Annotated in this window: 14 protein-coding genes; 5 read left to right on the forward strand and 9 right to left on the reverse strand. The window is 39.4% G+C overall.

Annotated elements, in window-relative coordinates; genetic code table 11:
• Window positions 1-35: 35 nt before the first annotated feature.
• The 6 genes from CRI9333_RS25100 to CRI9333_RS26855 form a co-directional block, all read right to left on the reverse strand.
• Complete coding sequence (locus tag CRI9333_RS25100) at window positions 36-1,355, reverse strand: after-VIT domain-containing protein (protein ID WP_015204552.1); 1,320 nt, start codon at window positions 1,353-1,355, stop codon at window positions 36-38.
• A gap of 243 nt (window positions 1,356-1,598) precedes the next feature.
• Window positions 1,599-2,117: a hypothetical protein gene (locus CRI9333_RS17740; protein WP_015204553.1), complete on the reverse strand. Its 519-nt coding sequence runs from the start codon at window positions 2,115-2,117 to the stop codon at window positions 1,599-1,601.
• 174 nt (window positions 2,118-2,291) lie between these two features.
• Window positions 2,292-2,483, reverse strand: coding sequence for a CPXCG motif-containing cysteine-rich protein (locus tag CRI9333_RS17745; RefSeq protein ID WP_015204554.1), 192 nt, complete (start codon window positions 2,481-2,483; stop codon window positions 2,292-2,294).
• A 41-nt stretch (window positions 2,484-2,524) separates the two neighbouring features.
• Entirely contained in the window at window positions 2,525-2,971 is a 447-nt protein-coding gene (locus tag CRI9333_RS17750; RefSeq protein ID WP_015204555.1) for an SRPBCC family protein, read from the reverse strand.
• A 23-nt stretch (window positions 2,972-2,994) separates the two neighbouring features.
• Window positions 2,995-4,596 carry a B12-binding domain-containing radical SAM protein gene (locus CRI9333_RS17755; protein WP_015204556.1) on the reverse strand — a complete coding sequence of 534 codons (1,602 nt, stop codon included), beginning with the start codon at window positions 4,594-4,596 and terminating at the stop codon, window positions 2,995-2,997.
• 429 nt (window positions 4,597-5,025) lie between these two features.
• Complete coding sequence (locus tag CRI9333_RS26855) at window positions 5,026-5,235, reverse strand: hypothetical protein (protein WP_157462345.1); 210 nt, start codon at window positions 5,233-5,235, stop codon at window positions 5,026-5,028.
• On the opposite strand from CRI9333_RS26855, the gene CRI9333_RS17760 reads away from it, so the two are divergent.
• Both CRI9333_RS17760 and psb35 read left to right on the forward strand, forming a co-directional pair.
• Window positions 5,229-7,403, forward strand: a complete 2,175-nt coding sequence (locus CRI9333_RS17760; RefSeq protein WP_015204557.1) for a transglycosylase domain-containing protein — start codon at window positions 5,229-5,231, stop codon at window positions 7,401-7,403. The genes CRI9333_RS26855 and CRI9333_RS17760 overlap by 7 nt on opposite strands.
• Window positions 7,404-7,548: 145 nt before the next feature.
• A complete protein-coding gene (gene psb35, locus CRI9333_RS17765; protein WP_015204558.1) occupies window positions 7,549-7,764 on the forward strand; it encodes a photosystem II assembly protein Psb35 in 216 nt (71 codons plus the stop codon).
• A 154-nt stretch (window positions 7,765-7,918) separates the two neighbouring features.
• On the opposite strand, the gene CRI9333_RS17770 is transcribed toward psb35, so the two are convergent.
• Window positions 7,919-8,581, reverse strand: coding sequence for a hypothetical protein (locus CRI9333_RS17770; protein ID WP_015204559.1), 663 nt, complete (start codon window positions 8,579-8,581; stop codon window positions 7,919-7,921).
• A 295-nt stretch (window positions 8,582-8,876) separates the two neighbouring features.
• On the opposite strand from CRI9333_RS17770, the gene CRI9333_RS17775 reads away from it, so the two are divergent.
• Both CRI9333_RS17775 and CRI9333_RS17780 read left to right on the forward strand, forming a co-directional pair.
• Window positions 8,877-9,758, forward strand: a complete 882-nt coding sequence (locus tag CRI9333_RS17775; RefSeq protein WP_015204560.1) for a TIGR02587 family membrane protein — start codon at window positions 8,877-8,879, stop codon at window positions 9,756-9,758.
• Window positions 9,755-10,174, forward strand: coding sequence for a TIGR02588 family protein (locus CRI9333_RS17780; protein WP_015204561.1), 420 nt, complete (start codon window positions 9,755-9,757; stop codon window positions 10,172-10,174). Before CRI9333_RS17775 ends, CRI9333_RS17780 begins: the two co-directional genes overlap by 4 nt.
• A gap of 163 nt (window positions 10,175-10,337) precedes the next feature.
• Here the strand turns inward: CRI9333_RS17780 and CRI9333_RS26860 are convergent, their stop codons facing one another.
• Both CRI9333_RS26860 and CRI9333_RS17785 read right to left on the reverse strand, forming a co-directional pair.
• A complete protein-coding gene (locus CRI9333_RS26860; protein WP_015204562.1) occupies window positions 10,338-10,529 on the reverse strand; it encodes a hypothetical protein in 192 nt (63 codons plus the stop codon).
• Window positions 10,530-10,610: 81 nt separating this feature from the next.
• Complete coding sequence (locus CRI9333_RS17785) at window positions 10,611-11,177, reverse strand: YIP1 family protein (protein ID WP_015204563.1); 567 nt, start codon at window positions 11,175-11,177, stop codon at window positions 10,611-10,613.
• A 14-nt stretch (window positions 11,178-11,191) separates the two neighbouring features.
• On the opposite strand from CRI9333_RS17785, the gene CRI9333_RS17790 reads away from it, so the two are divergent.
• Window positions 11,192-12,214: a hypothetical protein gene (locus tag CRI9333_RS17790; RefSeq protein ID WP_015204564.1), complete on the forward strand. Its 1,023-nt coding sequence runs from the start codon at window positions 11,192-11,194 to the stop codon at window positions 12,212-12,214.
• Window positions 12,215-12,290: the final 76 nt, after the last annotated feature.

The following is a 12,290-nucleotide window of genomic DNA, read 5'->3' on the forward strand; positions in this document are numbered from 1 at the left end:
CTTTCAGCCGTTAGGATAAAATTGATGGCTAATGCTCACTCAATTCGCAATCTTAGACGGACAGAACTGTTAATACCGCTAGGCGCTCTCCAGGTGGAAAGCCATTGTTTAATTAATTCAATTACTACTGCTTGTTTAAAAGTTGAAGTTTCTTGTTCCCAGATAATTTGTTCTACCCGTCCACTAAAATCTACTATAAAGTTAAACACCAATTCACCACTCAAACCACTAGGCAAATTCACGATCGCTAAATGCTGCATCATCCCAGCAGTTACGGTTTCATCTAAGCCTGTGATGCTAACAATTTGTAACTGAGGTTGCAGTGCTGGTATGATGTTGTTTAAATCTTCTTCTACCTCCTGATTGCTAAAATTGCCATCGCTCAAATTGAGAGTAAAACTCTCTTCCCCCTTAGCAATAGGCTCAGTTAAATCTAGGTTAGAAGTGGGGTGAGTAGGTAGTATTTTAAATGAAGAATTAACTTGGGATTGGCTATAATTTTGAGGATTAGTAGGTTGTTCTTGGGCTAAGATTTCTGTTGCTAAGTTAGGTGATATTGGCGATCGCTTACTTGATTTATCTTTACCTCCAATCTGATAGCGTAATATCAGGTCTTGATTAGGAATCGTGTCAACGTCTGTTAGTTCTACTCGCATCAGTTGACCTACTTGTGCAATTTTAATGGCGTGAGATGTCGAGTATAAATTAGTAATTCCTACACTAGAATTAATCTCGACTGTTAGATTAAGCTCATTTTTCCGGCGCATAAGTGGTAGCGCGGCTGTAGGATTAATCACTAGAGTTTTAGTAAGTTGATTATTGCTATTAAGCTTACTTGGGGAAAAGTAGCTCAATGCTACACTCATAGGTAAGACAAATTCATAATCACCTTTGCCTACTTCAGCACAATCTTCGCCAACAAACTTGAGACTATCAGTGTAACAAATTGTAATAACAATTAAATCACCTGGCTTGATGTTGGTAAGATGCTGAGTAAAGATATTTTGCCAATATTGTTTTAATAAACTAACTGTCTGTTGTTGGTTAGTGGTTAGTTCAGAGGTAGCTTCGGATTCTGGATCTAATTTGAGGTTATATTTGATAGTGCGATCGCCAATTTGAACCTCTATCTCATCCACTTCTGCTTCTTCAGGTAGTGGAAAAATATAAACAGCATCTAAAGTTTTATTAAAGGGGTTCTCAAAAGTTTGCGCCACCTGCACTCGTGACACATTGCCAGCAATTTTAGCTTTGACTTCTGTATGCTTTAGGGGAAAGATCAGTATTTGTGTACCGATACTAAAATATAATCCCCCTGCTGGGTAGTGAGGCTTAACTGGTGTAATCATAGTCATCACAGCTTCGCTCAAACTTGGGGCAAATAACTAGCTGTTATTGCTGCCCTTTTAAGAGCTATTTGGGTTGATTGACTCATATTAACTTTGAACTGCTGATCAATTCCATGAAAGTTAAAGAATAATTAAGCTATTTTTTATTTAAGTCAGATTTTTTCCGTAAAAACATTTGGATAAAATTAGCGGATTTAAAAACTTTTTGCTAGTCATTAATTTTTTTTATAAAAAATATTCGATAACTTTTTATTGCTTTAATTGTATTTTTTCATACCATTGTAGCACTTGTTCAGTGAATTTTTTACCATTTTGAATAATTCTTAGCTCTCTCCTATTCAGGATATAACGGTTATTACCGCTAACCCCAACAAACTGTTGACCACTATTACTGGGTACGGAGAGTACAATTTTGTCTGAGCTATTATTTTTTGTAACACCAACAAAAGTGAAATTACCATTCTCACTTGCACATATTTGAACTAAATAGTTTCTGGTTTCCCCAGATCGGTATACATCAGTATTAGGTGGGCATACATCCTTGAAAACCTGAGCTACTTGAATAACTTTTTTAGTAGATGAATTAGCCGATGTCGGTAAACCTACTTGGATAGCGTCTGCTATATTTTCTAACTTATTCTCACTCTTAGATTCGCGACTCGATGGTTGTAAAGATTGAGCCGAAGGTGTAATTAAAAATAAGGCTGCACCTGTTAAAAACAGTTGCAAGGCTGATTTATTAATAAATTCAAGTTTGACGTTTGACATAATTTTACATTTATAGCTTAATTTGATTACGCTGCTCAATGATTAAAGCATTCTTTTAATAAAACTTAGTATCAAGTTAAGAATATTACTTGGTTTGGATATATAACTTAATGCTTAAGCAGTTATTTCAGAGAATGATAGCTATAATATGCCCAATATAAATGATTTAATTACTTAAAAATCTTCATACTCGCTATCTATCTCGATATCTAGGGTGTCTTCGTCAAAGCGAACGTATAAAGTATTAGGATGGCAGCACACTTGGCAATCTTCAATATAAGACTGCTGCCCGCCAGCACTAAAATCAACAAAGGTTGAATTTGTTTCGCCGCAATAGGCACACATATACTCTGCTGTTGTTTGCATTTAATTTATTATTAAGAAAAAATGAGGATGGGCAAATATTTCTAAGTGCTACACTCACGTTGGGTGACAGTGTGCCGATAGCGAAACATCTGCTCAAGTCTAGAGTTTACCCACCATCCTAAGAGCAATTCGGCAAGCCAACCACCAGGTATTTTATATGCGATCGCATCTGTTAATCTGGTTTTACCATTTTTTTCATCAAATTGATGTTGATGCACCCAATACTCCATTGGACCAGCAATTTGCTCATCAGTAAATAGCCGATGTTTTTGGCATTCGGTATGACGTGCCAACCATTGTATCGGCAAGAATGCTAACCAAAGGCGGAATTCAGATATCGCACCAACATCTAACCCCCCCTCACGGCGAATGATTTGAACTGGTTGCCAAGGCGGAGTAAGAATTTGTAGTATATCTGGTCTTTCGTGAAAACTCCAGACAACTTCCACTGGTGCATCAATTAACGACGAATGTTTAAAGTGAAGCATGAGTTAAGTGTCATTGATAATTGTTAATTGGTCATTGTTAATTGTTTCTCAAGTGTTGCTTGGGGTAGTGGTCCAAGCAGGTGACTCCAAGGCAAAATTTGCTTTGTTGACCAGTTATTATGCACATAAAAATCCATTTCTGGTAGCTGTCCGCGCAATTCTTTAAAGGCGCGGCGGAAACTACCGATTGAATCACCGTACTGGCGTGTGAGTTCTAATATATGGGATAATCTGCGATCGCCTCTAGATATTAAAGCTTGAATTACTGACCAATTGTAGCTTTCTGGTCGAAAATCAATTCCGTGCGATCGCAATTGTTTCTGCAAAAATTGTAACCGCTTTTCAGCACTACGATCCACCCCAAACCACTGAAACGGCGTATGCGCTTTCGGGACAAAAGTACTACACCCCAGAGTCAGACGTAAACCAGGTGCAGCTTTCTTGATATCTCGCATCATTGCTACAGTTTGATCTAAGTCCTCTGGTTCTTCACCAGGGATGCCCACCATACCATAAAGTTTCAAGTTACTTAATCCACCTGCTTTAGCATTAATAGCTGCGGTAATAATCTCATTTTGCTCCAGCTTTTTATTAACAATTTTCCGCAGTCTCTCAGAACCACTTTCTACAGCTATTGTGAGCGATCGCGTATCCCTTTTTGCTAAAGTTTCTGCTAACTTCACAGTTACAGTATTTGTCCGCACTGAAGCAATACTTAAGCGTATGCCATCATATTGTGGCTGACTTAAATATGAAAGCAAATCTTCAAACTCTGGATGCTGCGTTACAGATGCCCCCAATAACCCCAACCGATGAGTAACAGTTAACCCTTTTTCAATCGCTGGAATTAACGATTCTTCCATACTGGCTGTGCGAAAGGGTAGCGTTAAATAACTCGCTAAACAAAAGCGGCACATTTCAGGGCAACTCCGCACCACTTCTACCATATATATATTTTCCCATGCTGCCTTTTCTGTCACCACAGATGAAGCAGATAAAACGTTACCTCTGTAAGTTTGTTTTTCTACACATTTAGGAATGGTACTATCTATAGGTTGGATTAACTCGATTTCATTATTTGAATGAGAATATTCAACTTCATACAAACTAGGAATATACACCCCAGGAACTTGAGCTAAACGCTGCAATTGAGTTTGCCTTCCAGCGTGTCGCACTTCTTTATATGCTTCAATAAAATTCCCCAGCAGGTTCTCCCCATCTCCCAGCAAAATCACATCAAAAAAGTCAGCAAAAGGTTCTGGGTTAGCAGTTAATACTGGACCACCCCCAAATATTAATGGTTGGTCATCAGAACGAGCATCAGAGCGTAGAGGAATTTCTAGAAATTCAATTAAATTTAAGATATTTATATAGTCAAGTTCCCAAGACATAGAAAAGCCAACTAATTCTGGCTTTCTTGGTAACTGCTCATGGGTATCGGTAAACAGGCGACTCACCTTGACATCAGGGCGTATTGCCAAAGATGACCACACTACCTGATAACCCAAGCTAGTAATACCAACGCTATACTCGTTAGGAAATGCAAAAATAAGATCGATAGCATCAGCGTTAGGTGTTGCTGGGCTAAATAGGAGGCGTTCAAAGCTAAATACAGATGCAGTCACAGGTTGATTAAATTTAGGCTAATATTTCTTCATTTTCTATTTTAAACAATATTTTTATCAAAAATAAGGATCGGCGCTTAACAGGTTTTATTTATCAACAAAACAATTACTAATGCTTTTTATTGGATCAGCATTTTTACAGCAGGTGTTATTTATTTTTTCGATATTTTTGATGGATAAAAAAAAGCATATTTTCTCAAGTATCCAGATTTTTCTATCCTAATTAATATGATTTTTTCAATTATCAATATATTACTGTTCAAATCAAGATTTTATAGATTAGAATTAAACAAATATTTCTTTAGGTGAATAGACGGTCACTTGGGAATAAGTCAGTTAAGATACGGAAGATGGTGGCAAAGCATGATGCAAATAATTTTAACCAGAATCACACCAAGCCAGAAATATCTCCTGCATCCCTTGAAGCGACTAGGTTTTTGCGGGTATTGTCTTAGTTGCTGGTAAGGGTTGAGCAAGTGAGATGGCGATCGCAGATAAATATATATTCAGAAAGATAGATTTAAATGTAATCGCAGTAAAATAAACAAGGCACAAATTTTGATCCCAAGCTATAGAATAAGCAAAAAGTAAGAGCGAGTAGTAGGCTGGCTTGCGGTGAAAAAGGAGTTGAAGTGTCAAAGTTCTTCCCAAAGCTTAACTTTCCATCAGATAAATTGAATGACTTAACGTCAACATCATCTGAATCGACCTCCGGCACAGACGTGGATAAAGAAAAACAGGATAAATCGGCATCACAATTTCAGCAATTGAGGCAAGGCATAAAGCAAGCAACGTCGTTTTTACAACGGCAGAAATCTTCAGGCGAAAAAGTTGCTCCGGTGTCGAAGGAGTCGTCTAATGCTAAAAAGCGGTTGATGGCTCGCTACTTAGTATTATTGGCAGGTTTGGGTGTTGGTGGCGGCGCGATCGCACTAACTGTAGGTACGTATTGGCTAGATAGCAAATTGCCTGATTCTACAGGCAATGTTTTAACTTATGCTCGACCAGAAACATTAACCATCAAAGCAGTAGACGGCTCAATTCTCAAACAATCTGGACCTGTCACCGAAGAAAAGCTGAAAATTTGGGAAACTCCCCAGCCTTTAATAGATGCCTTTATTGCGATAGAAGATCGGCGCTTCTACCAGCACGAAGGGGTAGATTATCAGGGCATTCTCCGCGCGGCTGTCTCCAACTTAAGCGCTGGAGGTGTAGTGGAAGGTGGCAGCACCCTTACCCAGCAACTAACTAGAATTGTTTTTCTCGACCAGCAGCGCAGTATGTTGCGTAAGCTCAAAGAATTTCGGATGGCTCAAAAAATTGAGCAGGATCTTACCAAGGAGCAAATTTTAGAACGCTACTTAAATTTGGTATATCTCGGAGAAGGTGCTTACGGAGTTGCTGACGCAGCTTGGGTTTACTTTAGTAAGCCAGTAAAAGATTTGACATTATCACAAATGGCAACTTTAGCTGGACTAGCACCTGCACCGAATGAATACTCACCGTTTGCGAGTCAAGAACTCGCCCTCCAGCGTCGAAACAGAGTATTGCAGAGAATGCAAGAAGCTAATTACATTTCAGCCGCCGAAGCCAAAGCAGCAATCAGTGAGCCGTTGCTCCTCAAACGTAGTCCCCTAAGAAGGATGGAGCGCAAAGCTTCCTATTTTACTGAATATATTGAAAAAGAACTACCTAATTACGTTTCCCCCAAAATCATCAAAGCTGGAGGACTTACTGTTGAAACTACCCTCAACCCTGAATGGCAAGAGCAAGCTGAAAAGGCTATCAAAAACACCATAGAAGAAAGTGGTCGTTACTCTAACTTTGAGCAAGCGGCAATGGTGGCAATTGATACCCGAAATGGGAACATCAGGGCAATGGTAGGGGGGAAAGATTTTTTCGATAACCAATTTAATCGAGTTACTCAAGCTAAACGTCAACCAGGATCTACCTTTAAAGCCTTTGTATATACAACAGCGATCGCCGCAGGTTTTACTCCATACCGAGGATATGTAGATGCCCCCATTGCTGTAGATGGCTATACACCTAGAAACTACAGTGAAACCTATAACGGCTGGATGTCCATGCGGGATGCCCTGATTAACTCAATTAATGTCGTGGCATTAAAAGTTTTGCTTGATGTCGGGTGGCAACCAATGATTGATATTGCTCACAAAATGGGAATTGAATCTGAACTTCAACCGATTTACTCATTACCATTGGGTGGATCTGAAGTTAACTTGCTAGAACTCACAAGTGCTTACGGCACCTTTGCCACAAATGGTTTGCATACTAAACCTTCTGGTATTCGTCGGATTTTAAATCATAGAGGCGAAATAATTTATCAAGCAAAATTTACAACTGAGCGTGCTATAGATGAAGAAACATCTGCGATCATGAATTGGATGCTGCGAGGAGTGGTAAATGAAGGCACTGGGCAAGCAGCACAGCTAGAAGACAGACAAGTAGCGGGTAAAACAGGTACTACTGACGAAGCCCGCGATCTCTGGTTTGTTGGTTATATTCCCCAGTTAGTAACTGGTGTGTGGTTAGGAAATGATGACAACCAGCCAACTAACGGTAAAAGCACTACAGCAGCCTACGCTTGGAATCAGTTCATGTCCCAAGTAGTGAAAGAAATACGCCCTGAAAAGTTTGTACCTCGTCCAGATAATTTAGAAAATCGCAAACCCCAAATTAAAGTGCAGCCAATCCAACCTAAAAATACTGTCTATGGCAGTAGAGCTTTACAGTATCTCACTGATGAGGAGAATTCTGATTCTCGTTCTAGTCGTCGCCGTCGCTAAGAACGCGATCGCTATTAAAATGTTGATTTAAGCTTTGAGGAGAAAAGATTAACCAGAGCAAATCAATTAATCAAACCTGTGGAAGATAGGATGAGCTTTTTTGTTTTGGTAGGATAACCGAAATAGGATAAGGAGTTTACCAATTATGAATTTACTTTTAGAAGTTGCCACAAATCAGCCTCATTTTCCAGTTTCTGCTACAGCAGTTTATGCAGTTGGTTTTGTTGCGGCTGTAACCATTGGATCAGTTGCTTGGTATAATTCCAAGCGCCCTGTAGGTTGGGAAGATAAGGAACGCCCTGATGTTGTGCCTGAAGTCAAAAAAGAAGAAACTCCTGGTTTGGGTGAACCCAAATCATAAATATGCCCCCACCGCTAACCCTTGGGGTATAGCGGGGGAGAGCTTAATCAATTAACAATTAAACTCAATAAAGGTTGCTTTCAATAGTTGGCAAATTTTACTTGATAACTACCGTAAAATTTACGGTAATATCTGCTGCTCGTAATTTCTGCAATTAGCGCAGAGCCAAGGGAGCATTTAGTATTACGCTCACTGGGGCTGAGGGATTAAGCACAACAGCATTAGTTTTGTTGGAACCTAAAAGCACTCCACTGGCAGCCCCCGCCCCAGCACCTATTAAGACTTCTCCGGCTTCGATTTTTCTATTACCAGTAATACCGGAGATACCAGCAGCAGCAGCAGCACCGATAGCGGCATTTGTCAATACCCTACCTGTATTAATGCCCCCTTGTGATTCTTGAGTTTGAGCAATGATGTTTGAAGAGGCATTGATCGCTTGGCGGCGGTTTCCAGAGAAAACTATTTCTCTGGCAACAAACCTAGCCCCGCCGTTAACTGATTGCAATTCACCAACTACCTCTGTACCCATAGGAATTAATAAAGCTCCGCTACGCGCTCTCACATTACCTGCAACTTGGAGAGTAAGGGGGACTGGTGAGGCTTGGTTAGCAGGTACTACAAGTTTCTGTGAGCTATTGTAAATCAGAGGTAAGGTTGTACCGTATTGAATAGTTATCCCTAGTGGTTGTGAGCCTCTGTTTTTAAAGATTGATTGAGCAGCAGCCGGAGAAGTGGTGATTATGGGTGCGGCTGCACTAGCAAGGATTGATAAAGCGATTAGTGTAGATGTTCCAGTTTTAAATGGGTGGCGAGACATAGAAAATATCCTCTTGTAATAAAACGCTTATTCTGACTACCTAGACGCACAGTAGCTAATTTTGTTTCTGAAAAATTTGCTTTTTTGAGTGATTATCAGTAAACAGTTATCAGGTTGATTGTGGAGATTTACACCTGTCATTAGGGCGTTTTCTCGGCTCACCTGTGGAGGCTTAAATCCTGATGCGGGGGAATTGCTCACTGATAAGTGTTAATCTAGGCAACTTTCTTGGTGATCATCTGACCTTAATTTAATCATAAAATATCTCAGGAAATAACAGAGGGTGGTGTCCCTAATGATCAAGGGTAAAAATTCTTGGTTGAATGAAGTCAATGATATTATTCGTGGCGCATCAGGAGGTTTTTTGTTTGGCATTCCCCTACTTTATACAATGGAAGTTTGGTGGATTGGCTCGTATACTGAGTATTCACGGATGCTAACTGTGCTTGGTTGCACTTTTGTAGTGGTTTTTCTGCTGATTCAAACTGAGGGCTTTCGCAAAACTAAAACTTTGCGGTTAATTGATACAGCGATGGACTGTATTGAAGCACTAGCAATTGGGATAATTTGCGCCACTTGTATATTAATCTTGTTGCAGGAAATTACTTTTGGTACTCCGGTGAGAGAGACGCTAGGGAAACTGATTTCTGAAAGTGTACCGTTTGCACTGGGGGCGGCGTTGGCGCGTTCTTTTTTGAATGGCGATCGCTTTCAATCTCCTAGTGATCAAGAAGATAGTAGCATCGGTAAGCCTCAACAATTAGTATATCAAAGTACTATCAATGCTACTTTTGCTGATATTGGCGGTACTTTAATTGGTGCTACGATTATTGCTTTTAATATTGCGCCGACAGATGAAATAGCGATGTTAGCTGCTGCTATTTCACCACCTTGGCAATTAGGGATGATTGCAGCATCACTGGTTATTTCTTATGGGATTGTATTTGTGGCAGGTTTTACCAATCAACAACAGCGCCTTCAACAGCAAGGTATTTTTCAGCGACCTTTAAGTGAAACTGTGATGTCTTATTTGGTGTCGCTGGGTGCTGCCGCTTTTATGTTGTGGTTTTTCCAACGGTTAAGTTTTGGAGATCCGTGGCAAATGTGGTTAAGCTACACTTTGTTATTAGGTTTACCAGCAAGTGTTGGGGGCGCGGCGGGTAGATTATTAGCATGAATCAAGATCATCAACCAACGAAATCGGAAACTTCTAAGCCAGAGCGATCGCTTGCGGAGTTGCTAACTTTTGCCAGTGCTACATTTATTCTGATTTTAATTGTGGGATTGGTAGTTTACAACTGGTTTACTCAGAAAGATCAACCACCTGTTTTATCGGTTACCCGTAAAGGTGAGATTCGTCAAGTTAAGGGGCAATATTACGTGCCATTTGCTGTTACTAATGTTGGTGGAGATACTGCGGAATCTGTCCAAATTATTGCCGAAATACGCCAAAATGGTCAGGCGGAAGAAACAGGGGAACAGCAGATTGATTTTCTATCAAGTGGTGAAATAGAAGAAGGTGCTTTTATTTTTACTCGCAATCCCAATAAAGGAGAATTGAGCGTGAGAGTCGCTAGTTATAAGCTGCCCTAATATTACCAGTGAAAAGAATAAGTTGTAGTCATAACTGGCAATGATATTCGCCTGTGCTGCGGTTGGTATGTTTCAATCGCTAAAAGGGATAAGTGGTAGTTATAACAATGCTTTTTTCTCATTTAAGAGTATTTGTTGTGCTTTACCTGCGATCGCATAAGTTTTAGGGGCTATCGGGTATATTATGCACTAAGCGGGCAGAGTCCCAATCAAGTGCGATCGCACTTGATTGGGAAGTAGTAGCAGGTGAGGTGGATTGTGCTGTCGCTGAATTTGCCGATATATTGGGCTGTGGGGTAGAAATTGCCAGTAGTAGAGGAAATAACGCCGCGATCGCACTATTATAAAAGCTCATCCTAATTTCTCCCACTATTCTTACCCCTTCTATATAATGGAAGTTGGTTATCCCTACTAAGTTCCTACTCACTCCTGACAACTAAATCCCAGTTACCAAGCGTTGTTCTAAGATTTGCACAGAACCAATGGCTAACTGCACTAAAGGCCAACCAATTAAACAAATTAAGGCTGCCCTGTTAGTATTAATATCCAATCCTTGACGAACAGCTACAATTACAGCTAATAAACTCCACACAGATAAAACAATTTCAATTGGTCGTCCTAAGAAGGGAATTACTGTTAAAAAATTCAGTGCTTGGGGTGCATAAGCATAACCTATTGGAATAAAGAGATCTCCATAACTAAGAGAATGACGTTTTAGCCAGCGTCCAATTTTCCAGATTGTAAAAGTCCAGAATAAGTATCCTGCTAATACGCTAATGCCATCTATCAAAAGTGAGATTAATAGGATAAAAATTGGTGCGCGATTAATTAATAAAATAACTGCACTTCCCAAAACGTGGGAAATTGCTGCTAAAATCACAATTGTTAGTGCTATTTGATAGGTGTAAGGTGTATTACGAGCATTTTCATAAAAATCTCCATTTAAAGATAACGCATTTCCAATAGTAGTAAATAAACCCTGTCTTGAATTTTGGAGCGTCATAATTCCTTAGTTAAATGTTTAAGTTAATTTTATCTTTAATTCGGTGGTTACAAGGCGGAGCATTAAGATTATTGACTTTAGCCGGAATAATTCTGCTAATTTGGGGAATAATTTCCCCTGTTGGTACTTTATATTGGTGGTTAAATCAAAGTGCAGAAAATTTAGGATTGCTAAAAAAGCCTTCTAATTCTCTAGTGGTAAGTTACGCTAATAAAGATAGTCAAGATAATGGCTTAAATAATAGTAACAATGATATCAACTGTTACATTGTTTTTATGCCAGGAGTGGGAGATTTCTCGGCTGATGAATTAACAAATGGTGAAAAAATATTTCTCACAAGTTTAATTGAAAAACATCCTAAATGTGCTGCGGTTGCTAATGTTTTTCCTTATTCAGTAGCAAATAAAAGTTTAGGTGGACAAAGATTTTTATCTCCAATATGGAGCTTTGCGAATGATGCCACAGGTTGGTTAGGAGGCGCAGGCGTATTAATTAAGATTCGTAATCTGTGGCGTTTTGCTATCTCCGCAGATAATCGCTATGGCACAATTTATAATCAAGGCATTGCTAGCGCGATTTTAGAAAGAATAGATGCTGTACATCCTATTCCTAAGTCTCCTAAACAACCAATAAAAATTATTTTGATTGGTACTAGCGGCGGTGCAGAAGTTTCGCTCAATGCAGTGCCATTTTTAAAGCAATGGATAGATGCAAAAATTATAGTAGTTTCTATCGGTGGTGTATTTAATGGTAGAAATGGTTTCAATCAAAGCGAATACGTATACCATTTTCGGGGAAGTCGAGACTGGGTTGAGAATATAGGAGGTACTTTATTTCCTTCCCGTTGGTTATGGAATGTGACTTCCCCTTTTGTAAAAGCTCGCAATTCAGGTCGTTATACCTCTATTATGAGTGGTTCGCATAAGCATGATGGCGATCAAGGTTATTTTGGGGAAGATTTAATTCCTAATAGTCAGATGAAATATGTAGATATAACTGTACAAAAAGTTAATCAATTAGCAATTTGGTCTGATTAAACCTCTTTTTCTAGTAAATTCCGATTAAGTCTTGTAACTCCAACGCTACTTAATTAGACGTATGCCATAAAGTTTA

It is taken from the genome of Crinalium epipsammum PCC 9333, from assembly GCF_000317495.1.
Lineage (GTDB): Bacteria > Cyanobacteriota > Cyanobacteriia > Cyanobacteriales > PCC-9333 > Crinalium > Crinalium epipsammum.

Excerpts from the sequence above, each read along its gene's own strand:
- CRI9333_RS25100 (WP_015204552.1), bottom strand. The coding sequence starts at position 1,355 with ATGACTATGATTACACCAGTTAAGCCTCACTACCCAGCAGGGGGATTA.
- CRI9333_RS17740 (WP_015204553.1), bottom strand. The coding sequence starts at position 2,117 with ATGTCAAACGTCAAACTTGAATTTATTAATAAATCAGCCTTGCAACTG.
- CRI9333_RS17745 (WP_015204554.1), bottom strand. The coding sequence starts at position 2,483 with ATGCAAACAACAGCAGAGTATATGTGTGCCTATTGCGGCGAAACAAAT.
- CRI9333_RS17750 (WP_015204555.1), bottom strand. The coding sequence starts at position 2,971 with ATGCTTCACTTTAAACATTCGTCGTTAATTGATGCACCAGTGGAAGTT.
- psb35 (WP_015204558.1), top strand. The coding sequence starts at position 7,549 with ATGAATTTACTTTTAGAAGTTGCCACAAATCAGCCTCATTTTCCAGTT.
- CRI9333_RS17770 (WP_015204559.1), bottom strand. The coding sequence starts at position 8,581 with ATGTCTCGCCACCCATTTAAAACTGGAACATCTACACTAATCGCTTTA.
- CRI9333_RS17775 (WP_015204560.1), top strand. The coding sequence starts at position 8,877 with ATGATCAAGGGTAAAAATTCTTGGTTGAATGAAGTCAATGATATTATT.
- CRI9333_RS17780 (WP_015204561.1), top strand. The coding sequence starts at position 9,755 with ATGAATCAAGATCATCAACCAACGAAATCGGAAACTTCTAAGCCAGAG.
- CRI9333_RS26860 (WP_015204562.1), bottom strand. The coding sequence starts at position 10,529 with ATGAGCTTTTATAATAGTGCGATCGCGGCGTTATTTCCTCTACTACTG.
- CRI9333_RS17785 (WP_015204563.1), bottom strand. The coding sequence starts at position 11,177 with ATGACGCTCCAAAATTCAAGACAGGGTTTATTTACTACTATTGGAAAT.
- CRI9333_RS17790 (WP_015204564.1), top strand. The coding sequence starts at position 11,192 with ATGTTTAAGTTAATTTTATCTTTAATTCGGTGGTTACAAGGCGGAGCA.